The organism is Streptomyces sp. NPDC096324, from assembly GCF_044763015.1.
In the GTDB taxonomy this organism is placed as follows: Bacteria; Actinomycetota; Actinomycetes; order Streptomycetales; family Streptomycetaceae; genus Streptomyces.
In genome coordinates this window covers 72,054-96,454 of record NZ_JBIWFK010000018.1, presented here as the reverse complement: position 1 = coordinate 96,454, position 24,401 = coordinate 72,054, and the positions used below count along the sequence as shown (strand labels likewise).

The 24,401-nt window shown below is 71.0% G+C and carries 21 protein-coding genes and 1 pseudogene; 12 read left to right on the top strand and 10 right to left on the bottom strand.

Annotated elements, in window-relative coordinates; all coding sequences use genetic code 11:
- Positions 1-8: 8 nt before the first annotated feature.
- Both ACIQ7M_RS35695 and ACIQ7M_RS35690 read right to left on the bottom strand, forming a co-directional pair.
- Complete coding sequence (locus ACIQ7M_RS35695; protein ID WP_403651959.1) at positions 9-1,700, bottom strand: bifunctional 3'-5' exonuclease/DNA polymerase; 1,692 nt, start codon at positions 1,698-1,700, stop codon at positions 9-11.
- A gap of 288 nt (positions 1,701-1,988) precedes the next feature.
- Positions 1,989-2,768: a Clp protease N-terminal domain-containing protein gene (locus ACIQ7M_RS35690; RefSeq protein ID WP_403651956.1), complete on the bottom strand. Its 780-nt coding sequence runs from the start codon at positions 2,766-2,768 to the stop codon at positions 1,989-1,991.
- 189 nt (positions 2,769-2,957) lie between these two features.
- On the opposite strand from ACIQ7M_RS35690, the gene ACIQ7M_RS35685 reads away from it, so the two are divergent.
- Positions 2,958-4,091, top strand: coding sequence for a DUF2786 domain-containing protein (locus ACIQ7M_RS35685; RefSeq protein ID WP_403651953.1), 1,134 nt, complete (start codon positions 2,958-2,960; stop codon positions 4,089-4,091).
- Between the two features lie 158 nt (positions 4,092-4,249).
- On the opposite strand, the gene ACIQ7M_RS35680 is transcribed toward ACIQ7M_RS35685, so the two are convergent.
- Both ACIQ7M_RS35680 and ACIQ7M_RS35675 read right to left on the bottom strand, forming a co-directional pair.
- Positions 4,250-4,804, bottom strand: a complete 555-nt coding sequence (locus ACIQ7M_RS35680) for a DUF4232 domain-containing protein (protein ID WP_355766571.1) — start codon at positions 4,802-4,804, stop codon at positions 4,250-4,252.
- 192 nt (positions 4,805-4,996) lie between these two features.
- Entirely contained in the window at positions 4,997-5,503 is a 507-nt protein-coding gene (locus ACIQ7M_RS35675; RefSeq protein WP_355766568.1) for a hypothetical protein, read from the bottom strand.
- A 791-nt stretch (positions 5,504-6,294) separates the two neighbouring features.
- Between ACIQ7M_RS35675 and ACIQ7M_RS35670 the strand changes: the two genes are divergently transcribed.
- Entirely contained in the window at positions 6,295-6,579 is a 285-nt protein-coding gene (locus tag ACIQ7M_RS35670; RefSeq protein ID WP_037625978.1) for a DUF397 domain-containing protein, read from the top strand.
- Between the two features lie 172 nt (positions 6,580-6,751).
- Here ACIQ7M_RS35670 and ACIQ7M_RS35665 read toward each other — a convergent pair whose 3' ends face one another.
- Positions 6,752-7,273: an ATP-binding protein gene (locus tag ACIQ7M_RS35665; RefSeq protein ID WP_386980533.1), complete on the bottom strand. Its 522-nt coding sequence runs from the start codon at positions 7,271-7,273 to the stop codon at positions 6,752-6,754.
- A 338-nt stretch (positions 7,274-7,611) separates the two neighbouring features.
- On the opposite strand from ACIQ7M_RS35665, the gene ACIQ7M_RS35660 reads away from it, so the two are divergent.
- From ACIQ7M_RS35660 to ACIQ7M_RS35635, 6 genes are all read left to right on the top strand, one after another.
- A complete protein-coding gene (locus tag ACIQ7M_RS35660; protein ID WP_355766589.1) occupies positions 7,612-8,436 on the top strand; it encodes a helix-turn-helix transcriptional regulator in 825 nt (274 codons plus the stop codon).
- Positions 8,437-8,586: 150 nt separating this feature from the next.
- The gene (locus tag ACIQ7M_RS35655) at positions 8,587-10,047 is read left to right on the top strand and encodes an aldehyde dehydrogenase family protein (RefSeq protein ID WP_403651948.1); all 1,461 of its coding nucleotides are present in this window, start codon (positions 8,587-8,589) and stop codon (positions 10,045-10,047) included.
- 114 nt (positions 10,048-10,161) lie between these two features.
- Entirely contained in the window at positions 10,162-10,710 is a 549-nt protein-coding gene (locus tag ACIQ7M_RS35650) for a DinB family protein (protein WP_403651945.1), read from the top strand.
- 25 nt (positions 10,711-10,735) lie between these two features.
- Positions 10,736-11,377: a PadR family transcriptional regulator gene (locus ACIQ7M_RS35645; RefSeq protein WP_403651942.1), complete on the top strand. Its 642-nt coding sequence runs from the start codon at positions 10,736-10,738 to the stop codon at positions 11,375-11,377.
- Between the two features lie 149 nt (positions 11,378-11,526).
- A complete protein-coding gene (locus tag ACIQ7M_RS35640; protein WP_403652056.1) occupies positions 11,527-12,480 on the top strand; it encodes an ATP-binding cassette domain-containing protein in 954 nt (317 codons plus the stop codon).
- A 116-nt stretch (positions 12,481-12,596) separates the two neighbouring features.
- Positions 12,597-13,325: an ABC transporter permease gene (locus ACIQ7M_RS35635; protein ID WP_389838631.1), complete on the top strand. Its 729-nt coding sequence runs from the start codon at positions 12,597-12,599 to the stop codon at positions 13,323-13,325.
- Positions 13,326-13,451: 126 nt separating this feature from the next.
- On the opposite strand, the gene ACIQ7M_RS35630 is transcribed toward ACIQ7M_RS35635, so the two are convergent.
- Both ACIQ7M_RS35630 and ACIQ7M_RS35625 read right to left on the bottom strand, forming a co-directional pair.
- On the bottom strand, positions 13,452-14,858 hold the full coding sequence (locus ACIQ7M_RS35630; RefSeq protein ID WP_355766554.1) for a glutamate decarboxylase: 1,407 nt from the start codon (positions 14,856-14,858) through the stop codon (positions 13,452-13,454).
- 67 nt (positions 14,859-14,925) lie between these two features.
- Positions 14,926-16,213, bottom strand: a pseudogene (locus tag ACIQ7M_RS35625) (ion channel protein).
- A 137-nt stretch (positions 16,214-16,350) separates the two neighbouring features.
- Between ACIQ7M_RS35625 and ACIQ7M_RS35620 the strand changes: the two are divergent.
- Positions 16,351-17,118, top strand: a complete 768-nt coding sequence (locus ACIQ7M_RS35620; protein WP_403651938.1) for a MerR family transcriptional regulator — start codon at positions 16,351-16,353, stop codon at positions 17,116-17,118.
- Positions 17,119-17,260: 142 nt separating this feature from the next.
- On the opposite strand, the gene ACIQ7M_RS35615 is transcribed toward ACIQ7M_RS35620, so the two are convergent.
- Positions 17,261-17,626, bottom strand: coding sequence for a YbjQ family protein (locus ACIQ7M_RS35615; RefSeq protein ID WP_355766546.1), 366 nt, complete (start codon positions 17,624-17,626; stop codon positions 17,261-17,263).
- A gap of 140 nt (positions 17,627-17,766) precedes the next feature.
- On the opposite strand from ACIQ7M_RS35615, the gene ACIQ7M_RS35610 reads away from it, so the two are divergent.
- Positions 17,767-19,029, top strand: a complete 1,263-nt coding sequence (locus ACIQ7M_RS35610; RefSeq protein WP_403651935.1) for a DedA family protein — start codon at positions 17,767-17,769, stop codon at positions 19,027-19,029.
- Positions 19,030-19,073: 44 nt separating this feature from the next.
- On the opposite strand, the gene ACIQ7M_RS35605 is transcribed toward ACIQ7M_RS35610, so the two are convergent.
- A complete protein-coding gene (locus tag ACIQ7M_RS35605; protein ID WP_403651932.1) occupies positions 19,074-20,732 on the bottom strand; it encodes a threonine/serine exporter family protein in 1,659 nt (552 codons plus the stop codon).
- Positions 20,733-20,887: 155 nt separating this feature from the next.
- The gene (locus ACIQ7M_RS35600; protein ID WP_037625961.1) at positions 20,888-21,379 is read right to left on the bottom strand and encodes an inorganic diphosphatase; all 492 of its coding nucleotides are present in this window, start codon (positions 21,377-21,379) and stop codon (positions 20,888-20,890) included.
- A gap of 79 nt (positions 21,380-21,458) precedes the next feature.
- Here ACIQ7M_RS35600 and dacB point away from each other — a divergent pair, with 79 nt between their 5' ends.
- Both dacB and ACIQ7M_RS35590 read left to right on the top strand, forming a co-directional pair.
- Positions 21,459-23,015: a D-alanyl-D-alanine carboxypeptidase/D-alanyl-D-alanine-endopeptidase gene (gene dacB, locus ACIQ7M_RS35595; RefSeq protein ID WP_403651928.1), complete on the top strand. Its 1,557-nt coding sequence runs from the start codon at positions 21,459-21,461 to the stop codon at positions 23,013-23,015.
- A 210-nt stretch (positions 23,016-23,225) separates the two neighbouring features.
- Complete coding sequence (locus ACIQ7M_RS35590) at positions 23,226-24,374, top strand: zinc-dependent metalloprotease (RefSeq protein ID WP_355766535.1); 1,149 nt, start codon at positions 23,226-23,228, stop codon at positions 24,372-24,374.
- Positions 24,375-24,401 lie beyond the last annotated feature (27 nt).

Sequence of the window (24,401 nt, the reverse complement as noted above, 5' to 3'; positions counted from 1 at the left end):
GGACCGCGTCACTTCGCGTCCGCGTAGCACCGTACGACCGCCGTCGTGAACGGGAAACGCACCGGTGTCTGTCCGAACGTGAGGCGGCCCGCGAGTTCGGCCGCCTCACGGATGGCGGCCACCACGGTGTCGGCCTCCTCGGCCGGGCAGTGCACCATCACCTCGTCGTGCTGGAAGAAGACCAGCTCGGCGGCGAGCCCGGCGCAGGTGCGGCGCAGTGCCGCCAGCATCAGCAGGGCCCAGTCGGCGGCGCTGCCCTGCACGACGAAGTTGCGCGCGAACCGTCCGCGGGCGCGGGAGTCGGAGGACGCGTACCCCGGCACCCAGCCCTGGTCGGCGGGGGTGTCCGCGGGATCGTCCTGCGGGATGCCCGCCTCCTCCCCGTCGCCGTCGCCCGACCCGGCGGCCGGAGGGCAGGTCCGCCCCAGCCAGGTCCGCACCAGCCGCCCCTCCTCGCCCGCGCGGGCCGCGGCGTCCACGTACGCGACCGCCTTGGGGAAACGGCGGCGGAGCAGGGCGAGGTTCTTCAGGCCGTCGCCGGAGGTCTGGCCGTAGACGGCGCCGAGCACGGCGAGTTTGGCCTGTGCCCGGTCGCCGGAGAACGCCCGGTCCGACACCGACTGATAGAGGTCGCTCTCCCGGCCCGCGACCTCCATCAGGCCGGGATCGCGGGAGATGGCCGCGAGGACGCGCGGCTCCATCTGGTCGGCGTCGGCGACGACCAGCCGCCAGCCGGGGTCGGCGACGACGGCACGCCGGATCACCTTGGGGATCTGGAGCGCGCCGCCGCCGTTGGTCACCCAGCGTCCGGTGACGGTCCCGCCCGGCAGGTACTCGGGCCGGAACCGCCCGTCTCGCACCCAGTCCTGGAGCCAGGACCAGCCGTGGGCGACCCAGATCCGATACAGCTTCTTGTACTCGATGAGCGGTTTCACGGCCGGATGGTCGATCGTCTCGATCTCCCACCGCCGGGTGGACTTGACCTTGATCCCGGCCTGCGCGAACGCCTTGACGACATCGGCCGGCAGGTCGGGTCTGACCCGTCGTCCGAAGGCGGCGGACACCTCGTCGGTGAGCTCGGCGAGGCGCCGGGGCTCACCGCCGCCGGTGTACCGCTCGCCGAGCAGTTCGTGCAGCACGTCCCGGTGGACGTCCGCGCTCCACGGCAGCCCGGCCAGGTTCATCTCGGCGGCGACCAGCATCCCCGCGGACTCGGCGGCCGTCAGCAGCCGCATCCGGTCCGGGTGCGCTGCCGCGTCGTGCCGACGCTGCTGGTCGGCGTAGACCGCGAGGAGGTCCGCCAGCGGCACGTGCACCGGGCGGGGTTCGAAGAGGGAGGACTGCGAACCGGGCTCGGCGGAACGCTGCGGCGGGTCCGGCGGCACGGGGCCGCCGCGCAGTCTCGCCAGCGCGGCGGCCGCCGACCGGGGCTCGCCGAGCCGCCCCTCGTGTCCGAGCAGCAGGGTCTCGGCGGCCTCCATGTCGTAACACCGCTCCACTCGCACCCCCGTGGCGAGCAGTATCGGATAGACATCGGCCGTCGACCGCCAGACCCACCGGCTCACGTCCGGCCGGGCCCGTACGGCCTCCGCGAGGTCCGCCTCCCGGCGCACCCCTCCCGTGGGCAGCCCGTCCGGGCCGAGGGCGGCGAGCTCCACGCCACCGTCCTCGGCCGGCGCGAGAGCCCAGCGCTCGGTCATGCCTCCGAGTCTCGCAGGAGGGTCTGACAACGCCGTTCCGACCAGCCGTCTCCCCCAGCCGCTTCGACCGGGCACTTCGACCAGGCCATCTCGACCAGGCCCTTCGACCGGGCCGTCTCGACCAGGCCGTTCCGGCACCGCCGCCGACGACGCGGGCGCCCCCTCCGGTCAGCCCCGGGACCGCGTCGTGCCTTTCGGCCGGCGTTGCCGTGGCTGCTGGTCGGGCATCCCCTCCGGGCGGCGCTCCGACGGCTGCCCCCAGGCCGTGTCCGCAACGCCGTGTCCGCCCTAGGACGCGCCCTCCGCCTTCGCCGCCGCCTCGGCCGCCGCCTCCGCCTCCGTCTCCGTCTTCTCCTTCACCAGCTCCGTGATCAGGCGTCCGATGTGCGCTTCGGCCGCCGTCTTGTCGACGCCCGCCCGGTTGAGCACGCCCTCGCCGTTCTCGAACTCCAGCAGCGCGAGCAGGATGTGCTCGGTGCCGACGTAGTTGTGGCCGAGGCGGAGGGCCTCGCGGAACGTGAGCTCCAGGACCTTCTTGGCGGCCGGTCCGTACGGGACCAGTTCGGGGACCTCGTCGGCGGCCGGCGGGAGTGCGGCGACGGCCGCCTCGCGGACGGCGTCCAAGGAGACTCCCTGCGCGGTGACGGCCCGGGCGCCGAGCGCGTCGGGCTCGCTGAGCAGGCCGAGGACGAGGTGCTCGGGCAGTCCCTCGGTCCCGCCCAGGGCCTTGCACTCCTCGTGCGCGACCATGACGACCTTCCGGGCCCGCTCGGTGTAGCGCCCGAAGCCCTGACTGGGGTCGAGGTCGGCCTCCGCCTTGGGCACGAACCGCTTCTGCGCGGCCTGCCGGGTGACGCCCATGCTCCTGCCGATGTCCGTCCAGGACGCCCCGGAACGCCGTGCCTGGTCCACGAAGTGCCCGATCAGATGGTCGGCCACCTCGCCCAGGTGGTCCGCCGCGATCACAGCGTCCTGGAGCTGGTCGAGCGCGTCGCTGTGCACCTTCTTGATGGCCTCGATGAGGTCGTCGAGACGCACGGATGCCTTGCCGGGAGAGTTCGTCGTCATGTGTCAACGGTAGGTTGACAGTCCAGGACTGTCAACCCGAAGTTGACAGTTGACGGGTCCGGCTCCCGCGCTGTTTCCGGCGGCCTCGATGCCGACGGCCGACTCACTGTCCACAGGGTGTGGACGAGTCGGCGGCCGCGACGCCGAGGCGGACACCGGCCCCCGGTCCGCCCGTGACACGATCGTGGGATGAGTACGTCCAGCACCGTGGAGCGCGCCTTCGCGGCAGCCCTCTACGCCGACACCGACACGGCACTCGACACCGGAGCCTCCACGCTCGCCGCCGATCCGGCCTCCGACGCCGAACTCGCCCGGCGCGGTGAGGAGTTCGTCGCGGCGGCCTGGCGGCGTGGTTGGCAGCCCGCCGATGTCGTACGGATCGTGCGACGCGACCTGGACGACGTACACGTACACCTGGTGATCATCTCGATCCTCAAGGAGCGGGAGGGCGATCGCGAGCCCCGGGGCGCACGTTGGGCGGCCCAGCTCGACGAGCTGGGGGCCGAACCCCACGAGGTCCGGACCGACCGCTTCTCGCGCGCCACCGCGACCCTGGAGCTCTACCGTCTGCTGCTGCGCCTGCCCTCCATCGAGCCGCTGGACCCGCCCCGGGCGCCGGTGACGGCCGGTGCCCCGCAGGAGACCCGCATGCTCACCCGCATCCGCGCCCTCCTCGCGAAGGCGGAGGCGACCGGGTTCCCGGAGGAGGCGGAGGCACTGAGCGCCAAGGCGCAGGAGCTGATGGCGCGGCACACCATCGACGAGGCGCTGCTCGCGGCCCGGACCCACACGAAGGACGCGCCGGGCGCCTGCCGTATCGGCGTCGAGTCGCCGTACGAGACGGCCAAGGCGGTGCTCCTTGACGCCGTCGCGGGGGCGAACCGGTGCCGGGCCGTGTGGAACGACGACCTCTGCTTCTCGACCGTCGTCGGCTTCGAACCCGACCTGGAGGCGGTCGAGCTCCTCTACACCTCGCTCCTCGTGCAGGCCACGGCGGCGATGACGAAGGCGGAGGCGGCGCAGCGGGCGGGCGGCCGCAAGCGTACGAAGACCTTCCGGCAGTCGTTCCTGGCCGCGTACGCGCACCGGATCGGCGACCGGCTCGCGGCGGTCGCCGAGGAGCAGGTGACTGCCGCGGAGGCGGAGGGGGCGCTGCTGCCGGTCCTGGCGGCCCGTGACGTGGCCGTCACGGAACACCTGGACCAGATGTTCCCGGAGACACGGACGACCCGGATGCGCGGGATCACCGACGAGGCCGGATGGCACGAGGGCTACGCGGCAGCTGACCGTGCCCAGGTCCAGGGCAGACGCCCGCTCCCTTAGGGCCCAGTCATGGCCGCCGACGAGGCCGCGCGCTCCCGCGTACGGCAGGTGGTCGGCGGGGCCGCGCGCTCCCGCGTACGGCCGAGGTCGTCCGCGGGGCGCGTCCTCCCGCGCGGGGGAGACGGTCGTCGGCAGGTGCCTGCCAAGGCGTGCGTACGTCAGTCGCCCGCGTGCTGGAACGGCGTCACGGAGGCGTTCGGCTCGCTCGCCGAACCCTTCCCGGCGACCGGGCCGTACGACCACGGGAAGCTCTGCGTGGTGTCGGCGCCGGGCAGGGCGATCTTCAGCGTCTTCGCGGCGAGGGTCTTGGCGTCGCCCTCCGCGCCTCGTACGTACGTGATGGTGAAGGTCGCGGTGTCGCCCTTGGCGAGGGTCAGCGGCTCCGGCGCCGCGGACTCGTCCCCTTCGATGTCCGCGGAGGTGCCGCCCGCTTCCACGGTGAGTCCGGGGAAGCCCTTGAGGGCGCACCCGGCGCCCTTGTTCGTGAGGGTGACGGGGATGTTGCCCGTGTCCCCGGCGGCCGTGGCGGCGTTCGCGGGGCCGACCTGGATCGCGGTGTCACCGATCGCGCAGGCCGCGACGGTCGCCTTCTTCGCCGAGCCGGCCGTGGCACCGGACTTCTCGGAACTGCCGGTACTGCCGGAGCCGCCGTCGCATGAGGTCAGGGCGAGGGCCGCCGCGAGGACGGTGACGGCGATGGGCAGAGCGCGCATGGGTTCCCCTGGGAGTCGTGACGATGTGCATGGATCATCACCCACCCGGGTCCACCGAGGTTGCGCACCCCTCGTCGTTCACCCGCACGGGACCGGTATCGCCCGATATTGTCCGCGGACGTTCCCACCTTGTCGGGATGGCCGACGCTATCCCGGGGGTCGGCGGCCGAGTGATCGCGGCTGACCCGGCGGTCAGGAACCGAGGCTCGCCGTCGGCAGACCCGTGGGCAGCTTTCCGCCCTGGCTCTTGGTGTACGTCTCCTTGCCGACGCCGCCCTGCCAGGTGACCGTCAGCGTCGTACCGCTGACGGAGTCGACCATGCCGACGGCGCGCTTCTTGCTGCCGTCCGTGCAGGCCAGGCGGATCATCTGCATGCTCGCCTCGTCGGACGAGGTGCCGCTGCACACCGTGCCGCCCGTCGCGAAGAGGCCGGCCTGCTTGCCGTTGATCATGAGCACCACGGCCTTGCCGTCCGCGGTCGTGAGCCAGCTCCCCTGGAGCTTGCCGCTCGCCGCGGACGTGCTCCCGGAACCGCCGCCCGTACCGGCGCCGTCCGTCGCGGAGGCGCTCGGGGTCGCCGACGGCTCCCCGGAGTCGTCGCTTCCGCTGCTGCAGCCGGTCAGCACGGCCGCCGCCGCCAGTCCCGCGGCCGCGGCCGCGATACGCGCGTGGCGGGACGGGAAGGTCGCCGTAGTCACTGAAGCCCCCAAGGGTGGGATGGATGCGGGTCGCCCGGACGATCGCAGCAAGCTATCAGGAGGACCCGGGACCCCCTCCGGGAACCCGGCCACCATGCGCGCCGCCCGGTTCCCGCCGCATCCGCCCGCCCTGGTCCGGCGGGCGCTCGCCGGGCCGGGACGGCTCGCGCGGTGCGCGCTCCAGGCCCCGACCGCTCGCGCGGTGCCCGCTCGCCGGGCCCGTACCGCTCGCGCGGTGGCGGATGCCGGGGTCCGGGAGTTTCCGCCGAGGTCGGGCACCGATACACGCCGACGCCGTCCCGCGCCCCGACGCGAACCTCTCCGGCACCGTCGACGTGCGCGTTCTCGCCGTCGAGCCCGCGCGGATGCCGGCCGTCCGCCGGGCCGACGGGAACGCGCGGCGGCTCGCGGACTGGACCATTACCTGAACATTGGAACAGGAAGGGCGCGGTACGCGTCTCTTCCTAATACACGTGGGATCCGATCCGGACGATCCCGCACAGATGATGGCGCGGTAGATCATGGACGGGGGGCCGGTGGTCGCATGTGACGCGATCTCCGGGGAATGCGCTGGACCGGATGTGGGCCCGCACCGCACTCCGGTGAGGTGCGGACCGTAGTCAGGCGTACGACAACCGGTAGTCAAGGGCCGGTAAAAGCTGTAACCGCAGGACCACCCCGCGTGCACGTGCATCTGCCCATGCATCTGCACATGAACAGAGCTATGATCCGAGTCAGTTGACTACTGCATCTATGGCCACCTCAGCCACTGCACGACCGGGGAGCGACCTGTGGACCACGACGTGTTCGACGTGGATGACGTGTACGACGGTATGGCTGAATTCGTGTACAACGGCATGGCCGCCACCGAGCTCGACGGCGTCGCCTGGCAGAAGAGCCGGCACAGCAACTCACAGGGTTCCTGCGTGGAGTTCGCGCGGCTGCCCGGCGGTGACGTGGCCGTGCGGAACTCGCGGTTCCCCGAGGGGCCCGCGCTCGTCTACACGCGCGCCGAGATCGAAGCCATGCTCCTGGGCATCAAGGACGGCGAGTTCGACCACCTGATCGCGGGCTGACGGCCGTGATCCCGAGCTGTCCCGAACCGAGCTGTCCCGAGATGAGCCGTCCCGAACGGATGGGTCACGGGAGGCCGACGAGCGAGGGTACGGGCGGCGTAAACCGAGGGTGAACCTCACTCTGCGTTCCGTAACGCGCGTAGAACCGCGGCGCCAAAAGGCGCCGCGGTTGCTATTCGGGGGAGAGCCCGGTCGTGTCCGGCTGCGCTCCCAGCCGGAACAGCGCCCATACGACCTTGCCGCTGAGCGTTCCGGCGAGCGGGTGCCAGCCCCAGCTGTCCGAGAACGAGTCGACCAGGAAGAGGCCGCGCCCCGACTCCGCCGCGAAGTCGTCCGAGTCGCCGGCGACCGGACTCTCGTGGCTGGGGTCGCGCACCGCGCACACCAGTCGTGAGGTCCACCTCATCAAGTGCAGCCGTACGGGCGGCCCTTGGTCGTCCTTGCGAGGCGTGTCCGCGGGCAGCGCGTGCCGCAGGGCGTTGGTGACGAGCTCGGAGACGACCAGACAGACATCGTCGAAACGGTCGCCGATCTCCCACTGGTCCAACGTTCCGCGGGTGAACTGCCGGGCCTCGCGCACCGCTTCGTAGCGGGCGGGCAAGGCGCACGAGGCGGCGCTGGACACGGCCGCGGGATCGAGAGGCGGAAGTCCCTGCCGTAAGGGTTCGAGCATGGTCGATCCATTCGTCCCCATGCGAGGCACTCCCGGGTGTTCGCGGTCGTTGCGATGCAGCGGTGGCGCGGGGACCATGGTTCCGAATGCGTACAGCAGATGCAAGGGCAGATGCACGTGCACGCGCCCGAATTGGACCTTCCTCTCCTACTTCTTGCTCATTTCTTCCTTCACCTTATTCTCAGTTCTCGTCGCTTCACTGATCCTTTCCTGTGCCTCTGCTTTGGCCGCTTTCCGTTTCCGTAACTGAACGAGTACTGCTTGAAGTGTTTTAGTGGCAGACTGCGGCGTCTGGAAGACGGTTGGGGAGGCTGACGAACGTGAGCGCTGGTGAGTCGAGCGGCTCGGTGGTGCGGCGCATGCTGCTGGGGTCACATCTGCGGCGCCTGCGTGAGGCGCGTGGCATCACCCGTGAAGCGGCCGGCTACTCGATCCGCGCCTCCGAATCGAAGATCAGCCGTATGGAGTTGGGAAGGGTGAGCTTCAAGACCCGGGACGTCGAGGACCTGCTGACGCTCTACGGCATCACGGACGAGGCCGAGCGCACCTCCCTGGTCTCGCTCGCCAAGGAGGCCAACGTCGCGGGCTGGTGGCACAGTTACTCCGACGTCCTGCCGAGCTGGTTCCCCACCTATGTCGGTCTGGAGGGCGCGGCCCACCTGATCCGGGTGTACGAGGTGCAGTTCGTGCACGGCCTGCTCCAGACCGAGGCGTACGCGCACGCCGTCGTCCGGCGCGGGATGAAGGGCGCCTCCGCCGCCGACGTGGACCGGCGCGTGGCCCTGCGGCTGGAGCGCCAGAAGTACCTCGTCTCCGAGAACGCCCCCGAGTTCCACATCGTCCTCGACGAGGCCGCGCTGCGCCGCCCGTACGGCGACCGCGAGGTGATGCGCGGACAGCTCCAGCACCTGATCGACGTCTCCGAGCGGCCCAACGTGCGGCTCCAGGTCATGCCGTTCAGCTTCGGCGGACACTCGGGCGAGAGCGGCGCGTTCACCATCCTGAGCTTCCCCGAGTCCGATCTGTCGGACGTCGTCTATCTGGAGCAGCTCACCAGCGCGCTCTATCTGGACAAGCGCGAGGACGTCAACCAGTACGAGGGCGCGCTCAAGCAGCTCCAGCAGGACAGCCCCGGGCCGGACGAGAGCCGTGATCTGCTGCGCGGGCTGCTCCAGCTCTCCTGACTCCCCGAGACCCGGGAGTGGCCACGGACTTCTCCGGTCTCCCTCAACTCCCTTGAAACACAAGTACGATGACATGTGATCAGACCGTGATCGGATGTCTGCTGACCCGGGCCAAGGACTGCCTCGGCAGCACAGGGATTGAGGGAGCACATGTCGTCCTACTTCACCGACCTGGCCCAGCAGTACATCGACGGCGAGTGGCGCCCGGGAACGGGCTCCTGGGACATCATCGATTTCAACCCGTACGACGGCGAGAAGCTGGCGTCGATCACGATAGCCACGGTCGAAGAGGTCGATGACGCCTACCGTGCCGCCGAGCGCGCCCAGAAGAAGTGGGGCGCGACGAACGCGTACGCGCGCCGCGCGGTCTTCGAGAAGGCGCTCGCCGTCATCGACGAGCGCGAGGCGGAGATCACCGATGTGATCATCGCCGAGCTCGGCGGCACCCGTCTCAAGGCGGCCTTCGAGCTGCACCTCGTCCGGGAGTTCCTGCGCGAGTCGGTCCAGCTCGCGCTGCGCCCCGAGGGGAAGATCATCCCCTCGCCGGTCGACGGCAAGGAGAACCGCCTCTACCGCGTCCCGGTCGGTGTCGTCGGCGTCATCAGCCCCTTCAACTTCCCCTTCCTGCTGTCGGTCAAGTCCGTCGCCCCCGCGCTCGCGCTCGGCAACGGCGTGGTCCTGAAGCCGCACCAGAACACCCCGATCGCCGGCGGCTCGCTGGTCGCGAAGATCTTCGAGGAGGCGGGCCTGCCCGGCGGTCTCCTCAACGTCGTCATCACCGACATCGCCGAGATCGGCGACGCCTTCATCGAGCACCCGGTCCCGAAGGTCATCTCCTTCACCGGCTCCGACAAGGTCGGCCGGCACGTCGCCACGGTCTGCGCCGCGAACTTCAAGCGCTCGGTGCTCGAACTGGGCGGCAACAGCGCCCTGGTGGTCCTGGAGGACGCGGACATCGACTACGCGGTCGACGCGGCGGTCTTCAGCCGTTTCGTCCACCAGGGCCAGGTCTGCATGGCAGCCAACCGCGTCCTCGTGGACCGCTCGATCGAGGCCGAGTTCACCGAGAAGTTCGTCGCCAAGGTCAGGACCCTGAAGACCGGCGACCCGAGGGACCCGCAGACGGTCATCGGCCCGGTCATCAACTCCTCCCAGGCGGACGCGCTGGCGGGCGTCGTCGAGCAGGCGATCACCGAGGGCGCCAGCGCCCTGGTCCACGGCACCACCACGGACAACCTGGTCGAGCCCTCCGTCCTGACCGGTGTCCCCGCCGGCTCGGACCTGCTGCGCCAGGAGGTCTTCGGCCCGGTCGTCTTCCTCGTCCCGTTCGACGGCGAGGAGGAGGCGGTCCGGATCGTCAACGACACCCCGTACGGCCTCTCGGGCGCCGTCCACACGGCTGACATCGAGCGCGGCGTGAACTTCGCCAAGCAGATCGACACCGGCATGTTCCACGTCAACGACGGCACCGTCCACGACGAGCCCCTCGTCCCCTTCGGCGGCGAGAAGCACTCCGGCATCGGCCGCCTGAACGGCGAGACGACGGTCGACTCCTTCACCACGACGAAGTGGATCTCGGTGCAGCACGGGCGGAGCCGCTTCCCCTTCTGAGCCGCCTTCGCGTGATCGTTCAGCGCGCCCGGACCCTTGCGGACAGGAACTGACCGCAAGGGTCCGTAGCGTCGTCGGTGTCAGTCGGAAGGACCCGATGAAAGGCGGCCGGTCATGGTCACGCATGTGCGAGCGGAAGAGCGGGGCGACGAGTGCGGGGCGCTGCTCGCGTTCATCGAGGAGCAGCGCGGCGGCATCCGCCGGTCGCTCCTCGGGCTGACGGAGGAGCAGGCCACGAGCCGGCCGAGCGCCAGTGAACTGTCCCTGGGCGGACTGCTCAAGCATGTCGCCGAGGTCGAGCAGGGCTGGATCGCGCGGGCCAAGGGTGAGCCGCCGGCCGTGCAGCGGGACGAGTCGAACTGGCACGAGTGCTTCGTCCTCACCGACGGCGAGACGGTCGCCTCGCAGCTCGCCCACTGGGAGAAGGTCGCCGCCGAGACGGAGGCCTTCCTGCGCTCGGTGCCGAGCCTCGACGACACCTTCGCGCTTCCGCCGGACCCCTGGTTCCCGCCCGAGGGCCGGGTCTCGATGCGCTGGGTGGCCCTCCACCTGATCCGCGAGACGGCCCGGCACGCCGGACACGCGGACATCATCCGCGAGTCCCTGGACGGCAAGACGGCCTTCGAACTCGTGGCACTGGAGCAGGGCTCCACCTGGGGCTGACCGCGGCACCCCTAGGCTGGACGGCATGTCAGCGATCCGTCTCCTCGTGCTCGGCGCGGTCCGTCAGCACGGGCGGGCCCACGGCTATCAGGTGCGCAACGACCTGGAGTACTGGGGCGCCCACGAGTGGTCCAACGCCAAGCCCGGCTCGATCTACCACGCGCTCAAGCAGATGGCCAAGCAGGGACTGCTGCGCGCCCACGAGATCGCGCCGTCCACCGCCGGGGGGCCGCCGCGCACCGAGTACGAGATCACGGAGGCGGGGACCGAGGAGTACCTGGCGCTGCTGCGGGAGTCCCTGACGTCGTACGACCAGAAGATGGACGTCCGCTCGGCGGGCATCGGCTTCATCGTCGACCTGCCGAGGGACGAGGCGGTGGCCCTGCTGAAGGAGCGGATCCGCGGGATCGAGCAGTGGCGTACGGCCGTCACCGAGCACTACGTGCCCGAGGACGGCCCCGCCCAGCTCGGGCACATCGGCGAGATCATGGACCTCTGGGTCCACTCTGCCGACGCCGACGCGGCGTGGACACGGGGCCTGATCGCCCGTGTCGAGGGGGGCGCCTACACCTTCGCCGGAGAGGGCAAACCCTTCGTCGGGGTCCTCCGCGACGACCAGGAGAACCCGTACGCGACGGGGGAGCGGCACCCGGAGGACGCGCGCTGACCCGCGCCGGCATCTCCACTCATCAAGTTTGACTAATGCCCCGGCCGGGCTTACCCTCCGTTGGCGTGAGTCGGTAGTCAAGTTTGATTACTGGCATGGAGGACCGACTGGAGACCGGCTCGGAAGCGGGCCGGGGCGAAGGGAGCGGGATGACCGGGGCGATCGTCGTCGAAGGCGTACGCAAGCGGTACGGGGACCATCACGCACTGGACGGACTCGACCTGCTGGTCGGGCGCGGAACGGTGCACGGGGTGCTCGGCCCCAACGGCGCGGGCAAGACGACCCTGGTCAGGGTCCTGTCGACGCTGCTGCGCCCGGACGGCGGCCGGGTGGAGGTCGCCGGGCACGACGTGGTGCGCGAGGCCCGACGGGTGCGGTCGCGCATCGGGCTGCTCGGCCAGCACGCCGCGCTCGACGAGGAGCTCGGCGGCCGGCAGAACCTGGAGATGTTCGGACGCCTTCACCACCTGGGCTCCCGCGCCGCGCGGGCACGGGCCGACGAACTCCTGGAGCGCTTCGGCCTCGCGGACACCGGCCGCAAGGCGGTCCGCGCGTACAGCGGCGGCATGCGCCGTCGCCTGGACCTGGCCGCGTCGCTCATCACCGACCCCGAGGTCCTGTTCCTGGACGAGCCGACGACCGGGCTCGACCCGCGCGGCCGGGCGGAGGTGTGGGCGGCGGTGCGCTCCCTGGCGGGCGACGGCACGACGGTGCTGCTCACCACCCAGTACCTGGAGGAGGCGGACCAGCTCGCCGACCGCATCTCGGTCGTCGACCGCGGACGGCTCGTCGCGGACGGCACGGCCGACCAGCTGAAGTCCCGGACGGGCGGCGACCGCATCGACGTGGTGCTGCGCGACGCGGGCCTGCTGGGCGCCGCCGTGGCCCTGTTGCCGTTCGCGGGGGAGGGGGTCTCGGTCGACGCGGACCGCCGACTGCTCAGCGCTCCCGTCACCGACCGCATGGCGGCCCTCGCCGCGGCCGTACGCGCACTGGAGGAGGCCGGGATCGAGGCGGAGGACATCGCGCTGCGGCGCCCGACGCTGGACGAGGTGTTCTTGCACCTCACCGGGGAGACATCGCGAACCAAGGGGGCCGTGTGAGCACGACGTACGACACCGTCCGCGACGGGAACGACCGGGCATCCGGGCAGCCGGGAGGGCCCGGTGGGCCGCGCGAACCCGGCGCGGGAGCCCGGCTGTTCTCCGACTGCTGGACGATGACCCGCCGTGAATTCGCCCGCTGGGCACGGCAGCCCGTCCAGGCGGCGGTCGGTCTGGTCTTCCCCGTGATGCTGCTCCTGATGTTCGCCTATCTGGTCGGTGGCGGCCGGGACGTCGAGGGCGACTACGTCGACTACCTAGTGCCGGGCATGCTCGCCCTGACCATGGCCTTCGGCCTGGAGGGCACGATGCTGGCCGTCACCCAGGACCTCGGCAAGGGCGTCATCGACCGCTTCCGCTCCCTTCCGATGGCCAACGGGGCCGTCCTCGTGGGCCGTTCGGCCGCCGACATGGTCCAGTCGGCGGTGAGCCTGGCCGTGCTGACCGGGGTCGGGTACGCGCTCGGCTGGCGCCCCGACACCACCCCCGGCACGTTCCTCGGAGCGATGGGACTGCTCCTGCTCCTCCGCTTCGCCATGCTGTGGATCGGCATCCATCTGGCGATGGTGGCCGGGAAGCCGGAGCTGGTGCAGGCTGTGCAGATCCTGGTCTGGCCCGTCGGCTTCCTGTCCAACGTCTTCGCCTCCCCCGACTCCATGCCCGGCTGGCTGGGCACGGTGGTCGGCTGGAACCCCATGTCCCAGACGGCGACGGCCGTCCGTGAACTGCTCGGCGGACCGGGCGGTGAGCCGGGCCACATCGGCCCCGCGATCCTGTGGCCCCTGGCCCTGCTCGCGGTCTTCTTCCCCCTGGCGGTACGGCGCTTCGCCCGCCTGAGCCGCTGACGCAAAGGCCACGAGGCCGGCCCGCTGGGCCGCCGGGCTACTGGACCATCGGGCTGCCCGGGGCACTCCGGCCCCGGGTGGCCCGGCCCGGAGCCGGCTGCCCCGGAGGGCGATCCGGGCCGGGCCTCAGTGGTGGAAACTCGTCTCCGCCTCCTTGTCGTGGGTCAGCGGGTGGGTCTGGCGGCGCAGTTCGGGCAGCAGCCGGGTCAGGTCCTCGATGAAGAGGTCGGCGAGGTCGGACGAGAAGCCGTTGCGGCACACCACGCGCAGCACGGACAGGTCCTCGCGGTTCTCGGGGAAGGTGTACGCGGGCAGCAGCCAGCCCTTCTCGCGCATTCTCCGGGACACGTCGAACACGTCGAACGCCTTCACCTCGGGCGCCGTCGTGAAGGCGAACACCGGCAGTTCGTCCCCTCGGGTGAGGAGCCGGAAGTCGCCCAGGCAGTCCACCCGTTCGGCGAGGGAGCGCGCCACGTCCCGGGTCGTCTGCTGCACGGCCCGGTAGCCCTCCCGGCCCAGCCGCAGGAAGGTGTAGTACTGCGCGACGACCTGCGCGCCGGGGCGGGAGAAGTTGAGCGCGAAGGTCGGCATGTCGCCGCCCAGATAGTTCACCCGGAAGACCAGTTCCTCCGGCAGCTCGGCCGCACTCCGCCACAGCGCCCAGCCGACGCCGGGGTAGACCAGGCCGTACTTGTGGCCCGACGTGTTGATCGACGACACCCTCGGCAGCCGGAAGTCCCAGACCAGGTCCTCGTCCAGGAACGGCGCGATCATCGCGCCGGACGCGCCGTCGACATGGACCGGGATGTCGAGTCCGGTGCGCTCCTGGAGCCGGTCCAGCGCCGCGCACAGCTCCTCGATCGGTTCGTAGGACCCGTCGAAGGTGGAGCCCAGGATGCCGACGACCCCGATCGTGTTCTCGTCGCACAGCGCGGCCGCCGCCTCGGGGTCGAGGTGGAACCGGTCGCCCTCCATGGGGATCTGGCGGGCCTCGACCTCCCAGAAGTTGCAGAACTTCTCCCAGCACACCTGGACGTTCACGCCCATGACGAGGTTGGGCCGGACGCCCGGGTAGCGGTCCGCGTTGCGCAGGGTCCAGCGCCGCTTCAGGGCCATGCCGGCGAGCATGCACGCCTCGCTCGACCCGGTCGTGGAACAGCCCACCGCGACCGACGGGTCCGGCGCGTTCCACAGGGCGGCGAGCATCGACACACAGCGCCGCTCCAGTTCGGCCGTCCGGGGGTACTCGTCCTTGTCGATCATGTTCTTGTCCCGGCACTCCGCCATCAGCATGCCCGCCTGGGGTTCCATCCAGGTGGTGACGAAGGTGGCGAGGTTGAGCCGGGAGTTCCCGTCCAGCATGAGCTCGTCGTGGACGAGCTGGAGCGCGGTCGTCGGCGGCAGCGGGCCGTCCGGGAGCCGATGCTTGGGCGGTGCCTCGACCATGCCGCTGACCGGGTTGGCCTCGCCGTAGAAGGGGTTGACGGAGTGGGGATGGGCATCGGGCTTCTGCTGGCCCTGGTGGAGCGGCACGGGCTTCTCCCAACGGTCTGCGGGACGGGCGTCCCATTTCTTCATCGGATGAGGGCGCCCCGGCGGTTCACCGGACCGCGCTTCCGTCCTTGCGCAGTTGCATCTGCGGGCGGCCGGTCACCAGCAGCCAGGCGGGCAGGGAGGCGATGCAGAGCAGGGCGATGATCGACGGCGAGGTCACCAGGGCGGCGGCCGTGAACAGGCTCACCCAGCCCTGCCGGGTGGTCGCGAGAAGCGTGCCCAGAACCCCCGCGGCCAGTCCCAGCGACGGCTCGACCGCCGGCACCAGAGCGTGGGCGCACAGACCCAACGAGGCGCCGACGAAGACGGCGGGGAAGATCCGGCCGCCGCGGAAGCCGCAGGACGCCGCGACGACGAGCGCGGCCAGCTTCACCACGGCCATCAGGGGCGAACCGGCCCGCCGACCAGCCGGCCGGGTCATGGGCGATCTCGGCGACCTGGTCCAGGCCCTTGAACAGTGTCAGCGGTCCGCCCAGACAGCCCAGCAGGCCGAGGACGAGCCCGCCGACGGGGAGGGCCGCCATGGGATGGCGCAAAAGGCCGAAGGCCTTGTGGACGTAAGGGAAGGCGTAGACCCCGGCCATGCCGAGCACCGCCGCGGCGGACGCGACCATCAGCGCGGACAGCACATCGGTCCAGCCCGGGCTCCCGAGCGGGGGCAGACCCAGGTCGAAACTCGCGTGCCCCAGCAGCGACGTCGTGATCGAGCCCACCGAGGCGGCCGTCAGCGGCGCGAAGAGGTTGTCCCACAGCATGCCCCGCACCTGCCTGCCGGCGAGCGCCTCGGAGATGACCAGCGCCGCCGCGACGGGCGTACCGAACAGGGCGCCGATGGTGCCCGCCTCCGCCAGCATCACCCACAGCTCGCCGGGTGCCGCGGGCGCGAACCGGCGGCCCGCCCAGAACGCCAGCGCGACATTGGTGGCGATGATCGGGTTCTCGGGGCCGAGGCTCGGACCGCCCGCCAGCATCAGCGCGGCCGCCACCAGCAGCCCGGGAAGGATGTAGGGGGCCATCGGCTCCGCCTGGAGCCCCACCGTGGCCGGATCGGGTCCCGCGTGCCCCGGCGCCTTCCACACCACCAGACCGACCAGGACGCCGGTGGTGGTCAGCATGACGATCATCCAGAGCGAGGAGTATCCGCCGATGCCGAGCGCGTCCGGCAGATCCGTCCACAGCACGTCCTTGAGCTGGTCGGCGAGCTTGCTCACGCCCACGATCAGCAGGCTCGAGACCGCGCCGACGACCACGGCGGGAAGGAACAGCGGCAGCAGCGTCCGTGCGGGCGTCACCCGGGTGGGGGCCGGTCCCGGGGGAGCCGCTTCGTGGGTCACGGGCTCACCCTAAGCGTGCGAATCGGACATAACATCCCGAGCGTCGCCACCGGCCCGGCCGGACCCGGCACTTCGGGCTTGCACCTCACGTCACGTCAGGCCCCATCGTGAAGGGCGTACCGAGGAAGGAGCGGAAAGTGGGCTACTCAGTGGGCCAGGTCGCCGGATTCGCCGGAGTCACGGTGCGCACGCTGCACCACTACGACGAGATCGGTCTGCTCGCGCCGGGCGAACGCAGTCACGCGGGCCACCGGCGCTATGGCGACGCCGATCTCGACCGACTGCAGCAGATCCTGTTCTACCGGGAGCTCGGCTTCCCGCTCGACGAGGTCGCCGCCCTGCTCGACGACCCGGAAGCGGACCCGCGCGCGCATCTGCGCCGCCAGCACGAGTTGCTGACCGCCCGGATCGAGAAGCTGCAGAAGATGGCCGCGGCCGTGGAGCACGCCATGGAGGCACGCACGATGGGCATCAACCTCACGCCCGAGGAGAAGTTCGAGGTCTTCGGCGACAAGGACCCCGAGGAGCACGCGGAGGAGGCCGAACGCCGCTGGGGCGGCACGGAGACGTACGCCGAGTCGCAGCGCCGCACCGCCGGCTACACCAAGGACGACTGGAAGCGCATGCAGGCCGAGGTGGCCTCCTGGGGCGAGGGGTACGACGCCCTGATGGCGGACGGGGAGCGGCCGGACGGCGCGCGGGCCATGGACATGGCCGAGGAACACCGGCAGCACATCACCCGGTGGTTCTACACCTGCACGTACGAGATCCACCGGGGACTCGGTGAGATGTACGTCGCGGACGAACGGTTCAAGGCGTTCTACGACTCCATGCGGCCGGGACTGGCCGAACACCTGAGGGACGCGATCACGGCGAACGCCGCCCGGCACCCCGGGGAAGCCTGATCGGTAAGGGGCGCCCGCCCCTGCGGGCGCCCCTTACCGGTGCACGTCCTTACCGGTGCACGTCCTTACCGATGCACGCCGTTACCGATGGACCCATTGCCGACGCGTGCCCCCGACCGCTGCCGGGCGTCGCGGGCCGTGCCTACTCCTTCACCAGGACCACGGCCGTGCCGTAGGCGCAGACCTCCGTGCCCACGTCCGCCGCCTCGGAGACGTCGAAGCGGAACATGAGCACGCCGTTGGCACCACGCGAGCGTGCCTGCTCGACGAGCCGCTCCATGGCCTGGTTCCGGGTCTCCACCAGTGTTTTGGTGAGTCCCTTGAGCTCACCGCCGATCATGGACTTCAGGCCCGCGCCGATCTGGCTGCCCAGATGGCGTGAGCGGACCGTGAGGCCGAATACCTCGCCGATGACCTGCTCGACGCGATGGCCGGGAACGTCGTTCGTCGTCACGACCAGGACGTCCGCGTGGGGACTCTGGCCGCCGCCGTATTCATCGATGCCCATGGTCCACAGCTTTGTCCCGGTCGTCGCACAGTGCATCCTGGAGTCACGGGTGGAACCTGGCGTCGACACATTGCGTTGATAGCTTTGGCCGGCCGTACAGGACCGCCGTACCTCCCTTCACCCCTCAGGAGCCCGGACCCGTGATGACGCTTGCCCTCGGTCCCAGCTGGCTGGATCCGAACACGCTCCTGGACAATTTCGGCATCTGGGGCCTGCTGCTGGTGGTCTTCGCCGAGTCCGGCCTGCTCATCGGCTTCTTCCTGCCGGGTGACTCGCTGCTGTTCACCTGCGGTCTGCTGATCGCCACGGGCGCCATGGACTTCCCGCTGTGGGCGGCGGTCCCGCTGATCTGTCTCGCGGCGATCCTCGGCGACCAGGCGGGCTACCTCTTCGGCAAGAAGGTCGGTCCCTCGCTGTTCACCCGCCCGAACTCCCGCCTGTTCAAGCAGGAGAACGTGGTGAAGGCCAACGAGTTCTTCGAGAAATACGGCCCCAAGTCCCTGGTGCTGGCCCGCTTCGTGCCCGTCGTGCGCACGTTCACGCCGATCATCGCGGGCGTCAGCGGCATGCGGTACCGCCCGTTCTTCACCTTCAACGTGATCGGCGGCGTCCTATGGGGCGCGGGCGTCACGCTGCTCGGCTCCTGGCTCGGCAAGATCGAGTTCGTCAACAAGCACATCGAACTGATCCTGATCCTGATCGTGCTCGTCTCGGTCGTCCCGATCATCGTCGAGTTCCTGCGCGCCCGTTCCCAGGCCAAGAAGAACCCGCCGCAGCGGCCCGAGGAACAGCAGGAGTTCCAGGACTTCCAGGAGCCCTTCCCGGCCCCGTCCGAGGCCGCCCGCACCCGCCCCGCCGCGCCCGCCATGGACGACGCGACCAGGCCGCTGCGCGTGCCGCCGGTCCACGAGGGCCAGGACTCCCCGTACGGCGGCCGGAACCAGGCCCGTCCGTACGGCGACCAGGGCCACGGTCAGTCGTACGGCCATCAGGGCCAGGACCAGTCGTACGGCCATCAGGGCCAGGACCAGTCGTACGGCCACCAGGGCCAGGACCAGTCGTACGGAAACCAGGGTCAGGGCACGCCCTACGGGAACCCGGGGCAGGGCTACGGCCGCCAGGGTGACCCGTACCCGGCTCAGCAGCAGTACCAGCAGCCCCAGCACCCGCAGCCGTCCCAGCACCAGCCCCGACAGCCCCAGCAGCCGTACCAGCAGCCCCAGCCCCAGCAGCCGTACGGCTCGGACGCGGGCTACGGCTACGACCAGCAGCAGTACGACCAGGGCTACCAGCAGGGCTACGACCAGGGCCAGGCCCACCCCCAGCAGCATCCCCAGGGCCACCCCCGCCCTCAGTACGACGCCGACCAGTACCCGTACGGCCAGGGCCCCGCGCAGAACTGAGGCACCCCCGCGCTCCCTGGACCGGGGGGTGCCGGGACCTGCCCTCAGAACCCGCGTGTCCGCTTGGCGGCCCGCCGCCCGCCGGCGGAGCCGCCCGGCAGCCGCAGGAACAGCCGCGAGATCTCCGAACCCAGGTTCACGCCGATCGCGATGGCCATGGCGAGGGCCGCGGCCTTGGTGAGCGACACCAGTCCCTTGTCGACGTTGTTCTGCGCGATCGACAGCAGTCCGAAGTAGGTCGCCGAACCGGGCAGCAGGGGCCCGATCGCGGCCGTCGTGTAGGGCAGCGCGGAAGCGAACCGGTAGCGCGAGAGCAACTGCCCGAAGAGGCCCACCAGGCCCGCGGCGACAGCCGTGGAGGCCACCGGCGATATCCCGCCCGCGTAGTGCATCGCCCCGTACACCGACCAGGCCACACCCCCGTTGAGGGTCACCGCCAGGACGGTGGATCGTTCCTGCTGGAGCAGGATCGCGAAGGTGAGCGACAGCAGCATCGACGCGGCGATCTGGAGCAGCGGCCGCTCCGAGATGTTCAGCGCCGCGTCCGGGTTGAGCTGCGCGCCCAGTTTCACGCCGAAGTAGAGCACCACCAGGACGCCGACGACGATGCCGACGAAGAAGTACATGACTTCGAGCAGCCGCGCGGACGCGGTGATGTAGAAGCCGGTCAGTCCGTCCTGCACCCCGGCGACGAGCGCCCGCCCCGGCAGCAGGGCGAAGAGCCCACCGGTGATCACGGCGGACGCCTTCACGTCGACGTGCGCCACGGTCAGCGCCACCCCTATCGCGGCGGGCGGCATCGCGGCAGCCGTGAACTGGTAGAACTCCGGCAGTCCGCGTCCCGCGCACAGCCAGGCCAGCCGGTCGCCGAGCATCGCGCCGAGCGCGGCGGCGACGAACACGATCGCGTCACCGCCGACGAGCACCGAGGCCGCGCCGGCCAGCAGCCCTCCGGAGGCCGTCAGTACCCAGCCGGGGTACGGGTGCCGGTTGCGCCGCATCTCCGCGAGCCGCCGGTAGGCCTCCTCCAGCGGGATCGCGGTCTCCGGGTCGCTCAGATCGTCCACGAGGTGGTAGACGGCCGCCAGGCGCGTGTAGTCGGTGCCCCGGCGGCGCACGGTCCGGGACGCCGTCACCGGGTCGTCGACCAGCGACGGCTGGTGCGAGATCGACAGCAGGGTGAAGGTGACGGTCGGCTCGCAGCGGTCGAGGCCGTAGGAGCGGCACACGGCGAACATCGCCGTCTCCACGTCCTCGGCGCCCTCGCCGCCCGCGAGGAGCAGTTCGCCGATGCGCAGGGTCAGGTCGAGGACACGCGGGACGGCGGGCCCCGACTCGTCCCCCTTGTGCACGGGCTCGGGCGCGGGCCGCTCGGTCACCGGCATGCGCAGCATCGTGCGCATGCGGTCCTGCCACGGCGCGTCCTTGGTCAGGCTGACCACGGGGACACCGGTCGCGGGCGTGAAGGCGGGAGGCGCGTGCCGGGCGCTGTACGTGCGCGGCGTGCTGAACGCCGAGCCCTCGTTCTCGGGTCCGGCGGCCTGCGGTGCGTCGAGGCCCTGGGGGAGCGCGAACTCCGATGTCGTCGAGGATTCGTCGTCGGCCGCCGCCGGTCCCGGCGGCGCCACACCCGTGGGCGGGCTGAAAGCACTCCTCGCCTCGTCCGAGTGCGGCTTGCGGTCTTCCGCTTCCGGGTCCGCCACCAACTCCAGCCTCGCCTTTCCCGTCTGTGTGGTTGTCCTTCTTGCCTTCCGTACGCCTCAGTATGCGTACGGACACACGAACGGGCCGCGTGACCCCCTGGGGGTGACGCGGCCCGTTCGGAAGAGTGGGAGGTCGGCGACCGCCCGCAGGGGGGTCAGTGACCGCCCTGGTCCTTGAAGCGCTTGTAGGACCGCTCGATCTCGGCCTCGGCGTCCGCACGGCCGACCCAGTCGGCGCCCTCGACGGACTTGCCCGGCTCCAGGTCCTTGTAGACCTCGAAGAAGTGCTGGATCTCCAGGCGGTCGAACTCCGACACGTGGTGGATGTCACGCAGGTGCTCCACGCGCGGGTCGTGCGCCGGGACGCACAGCAGCTTGTCGTCGCCGCCGGCCTCGTCCGTCATACGGAACATGCCGATCGCGCGGCACTGGATGAGGCAGCCCGGGAAGGTCGGCTCGTCCAGGATGACCAGGGCGTCCAGCGGGTCGCCGTCCTCGCCGAGGGTGTTCTCGACGAAGCCGTAGTCGGCCGGGTAGCTGGTCGAGGTGAAGAGTCGACGGTCCAGACGGATCCGACCGGTCTCGTGGTCCACCTCGTACTTGTTCCGTGAACCCTTCGGAATCTCGATCGTGACGTCGAACTCCACCGGTGGCTCCTCCATGATCAACACATAGTTCTGGTGATTAAGTGTCCCTCACGCAGGTGGGTGATCGCGAAAGGGGCTGGTGGTCGTGCCAGAGCTGAGGGCTTGGCGGGCCGCGAGACCGCATGTGGTGCGGGTCGCGCGGATGGTGAGACCGCGTGTGGCGCGGCTCACCCGAGCCGTGCGGCCGCGTGCCGGGCGATTGACGACACCGCAGCTCACAGCCGTTGCCGCGACCGCCGGCCTGGCACTCGCGGCCGGGGCGGTGACCGTGGCCGGTCCCTGGGACTCCACCGGTCAGCGTACGGCCGAGCGGGACTGGGCCGCATCGCGGACGCCCGAGGGTGGCACACATCACGCACGTACGTCCGGTACTCACCGAACGTCCCCCCGGCCCGCTCCCAGCGCCGCCTCCGTCCTCACCGGGCTCGGCGGCCAGGCGGGCGCCGGGCCCGCGCCCGCCGGGAAGGCACTCGCGGACGTCCTCGACCCGCTGCTGGCCAACCCCGTCCTCGGCTCGTCGCGTACCGCCGTCGTGATCGACGTGGCGGCCGGCAAGCGGCTCTACGGGAAGGGCGCCGAGCAGGTCCAGACGCCGGCCTCCACCACGAAGATCGCGACCGCCGTCGCCGCCCTCACGGCGCTGGGGCCCGACCACCGCATCGACACGCGCACGGTCCTGGAGCCCGACACCAAGGAGGTCGTGCTCGTCGGCGGCGGCGACCCCACGCTGACCGCCCGCAAGCCCGCGGACGGCTGGGCCGACCTGGGCACCCTCGCCGAGAAGACGGCCACCGCCCTGAAGGCCCGTCACATGGACCACGTGACGCTCTCCTACGACACCTCGTTGTACTCCGGCCCCGCCCTTCACCCCATCGGAGTCAACGACAACATCGCGACGGTCACCCCGCTCATGGCCGACGAGGGCCGCCTGGACCGCTCGACCAGCGGGCCTGTCGGGCGCGCCCCGGACCCGGCCGCGGACGCCGCGCGGAAGTTCGCCGACCTGCTGCACGACCACGGCGTCACCGCGACAGCGCCCGGCCCTTCGAAGGCGACGAGCCGCTCCCTGGCCCTCGCCTCCGTCTCCTCGCCGCCGCTGTCCGCCCTGGTCGAGCGGATGCTGACCAACAGTGACAACGACATCGCCGAGGCCCTGGCGCGCCAGGTCGCCCTCGCGTCCGGCGAGGAGGCGAGCTTCGGCGGCGACGCGAAGGCGATCCGTGCCCAGCTCGCGAAACTCGGACTGCCGCTGACCGGGGCGCAGTTCGCGGACGGCAGTGGCCTGAACCGCGCCGACCGGCTCTCCGCCGACCTGCTCGCCGCCCTGCTGGCCAAGGCCGGCGACCCGGCCCACCCCGAGCTCCGTCCGGTCCTCACCGGCCTGCCCGTCGCCGGCTTCACCGGCACCCTCAGTACCCGGTACACCGACGCCCCCACCGCCACCGGGGTCGTCCGCGCGAAGACGGGCACACTGACCGGGGTCAACACCCTCGCCGGCACCGTCGTCGACAAGGACGGCCGCCTGCTGGCCTTCGCCTTCCTGACCTCCGACGCCGCCAATCCCCCGAACCCCCTGGAAGCCCGGGCCGCGTTGGACCACGCGGCGGCGGCACTGGTGGCGTGCGGCTGCCGGTAGCACCGACCGGACGGGGGCCGACAGGACCGCCGGCCGACAGGACCGGGGCCGGGCCGACCGGACCGGGACCCGGTCCCTCTCCGGTCCCCGGAGGCCGGGACCCGGCCCCTCCCTGCCCGTGTGAACCAGAGGCACCATCGGCCCCTCGGCCGGGACACGGACGGTGTCGGACCCTCACCGCAGCCGGACCCGCTCACGTACGGTTGACGCATGACGAGCATCGGTGGTGCTGCATCTACTGGGATGGTCGACTGGAATCTCGCGGTGGCGACCGCGACACGGCTCGTGCGGCCGGGCCCGGAGGTGAGCCGCGACGAGGCCAGGGCCATCGTCGCCGAGCTGCGCCGACACGCGAAGGCCTCGGAGGAACACGTCAGGGGCTTCACCCGGATGGGTGACGACGTCCTTCACGACACCCCCGTCCTCGTCGTCGACCGCCCCGGCTGGGTCCGGGCGAACGTCGCCGGGTTCCGGGAGATCCTCAAGCCCCTGCTGGACAAGATGCAGGAGCGGCGCGGGAGCAGTCCGGGCGGAGCCGTCCTCGGCGCCGTCGGCGGCAAGGTCACCGGCGTCGAACTGGGCATGCTGCTGTCCTTCCTGTCGTCGAGGGTCCTCGGGCAGTACGAGACGTTCGCGCCCGCGACCCGGGACCTGCCCGCGGGGGCGCCCTCCGCCTCCGGCAAGGGCGGCGGCAGGCTTCTGCTGGTCGCCCCGAACATCGTGCACGTGGAGCGCGAACTCGACGTCCAGCCCCACGACTTCCGCCTGTGGGTGTGCCTCCACGAGGAGACGCACCGCACCCAGTTCTCGGCCGTGCCCTGGCTGCGCGACCACCTGGAGGGCGAAATCCAGTCGTTCTTGGCGGAGACCGAGGTCGACCCCATGACCGTCCTGGAGCGCATCAGGGAAGCCGCCCAGTCGCTCTCCGGATCCCGCCCCGACACCGAGGAGGACGACGGCGGACGTTCCCTCGTGGAAATCGTGCAGACACCCGCCCAGCGCGAGATCCTCGGCCGGCTCACCGCCGTGATGTCCCTCCTGGAGGGACACGCCGACTTCGTGATGGACGGAGTCGGACCCGCCGTGGTCCCCTCCGTCGCCGAGATCCGCGAGAAGTTCCAGCAGCGCCGCGCCAAGGGCGCCTCCCGTCTCGACATGGCCCTGCGCAAACTGCTGGGCCTGGACGCCAAGCTCAGGCAGTACAGGGACGGCGAGCGGTTCGTACGGGCCGTCGTCGAGGAGGTCGGCATGGACGGCTTCAACCGTGTGTGGACCTCTCCGAACACGCTCCCGACCAAGGCGGAGATCGCCAAACCGGCGGACTGGGTCGCGCGGGTGCACCGCAAGGCGGAGTCGTGAACCCTACGGGACGGTCGTGAAACGAAT

Bases quoted from the DNA above. Each gene is read 5' to 3' on its own strand.
- ACIQ7M_RS35695 (WP_403651959.1), bottom strand. From the start codon at position 1,700: ATGACCGAGCGCTGGGCTCTCGCGCCGGCCGAGGACGGTGGCGTGGAG.
- ACIQ7M_RS35690 (WP_403651956.1), bottom strand. From the start codon at position 2,768: ATGACGACGAACTCTCCCGGCAAGGCATCCGTGCGTCTCGACGACCTC.
- ACIQ7M_RS35685 (WP_403651953.1), top strand. From the start codon at position 2,958: ATGAGTACGTCCAGCACCGTGGAGCGCGCCTTCGCGGCAGCCCTCTAC.
- ACIQ7M_RS35680 (WP_355766571.1), bottom strand. From the start codon at position 4,804: ATGCGCGCTCTGCCCATCGCCGTCACCGTCCTCGCGGCGGCCCTCGCC.
- ACIQ7M_RS35665 (WP_386980533.1), bottom strand. From the start codon at position 7,273: ATGGGGACGAATGGATCGACCATGCTCGAACCCTTACGGCAGGGACTT.
- ACIQ7M_RS35660 (WP_355766589.1), top strand. From the start codon at position 7,612: ATGCTGCTGGGGTCACATCTGCGGCGCCTGCGTGAGGCGCGTGGCATC.
- ACIQ7M_RS35655 (WP_403651948.1), top strand. From the start codon at position 8,587: ATGTCGTCCTACTTCACCGACCTGGCCCAGCAGTACATCGACGGCGAG.
- ACIQ7M_RS35650 (WP_403651945.1), top strand. From the start codon at position 10,162: ATGGTCACGCATGTGCGAGCGGAAGAGCGGGGCGACGAGTGCGGGGCG.
- ACIQ7M_RS35645 (WP_403651942.1), top strand. From the start codon at position 10,736: ATGTCAGCGATCCGTCTCCTCGTGCTCGGCGCGGTCCGTCAGCACGGG.
- ACIQ7M_RS35640 (WP_403652056.1), top strand. From the start codon at position 11,527: ATGACCGGGGCGATCGTCGTCGAAGGCGTACGCAAGCGGTACGGGGAC.
- ACIQ7M_RS35635 (WP_389838631.1), top strand. From the start codon at position 12,597: ATGACCCGCCGTGAATTCGCCCGCTGGGCACGGCAGCCCGTCCAGGCG.
- ACIQ7M_RS35615 (WP_355766546.1), bottom strand. From the start codon at position 17,626: ATGGGCATCGATGAATACGGCGGCGGCCAGAGTCCCCACGCGGACGTC.
- ACIQ7M_RS35590 (WP_355766535.1), top strand. From the start codon at position 23,226: ATGACGAGCATCGGTGGTGCTGCATCTACTGGGATGGTCGACTGGAAT.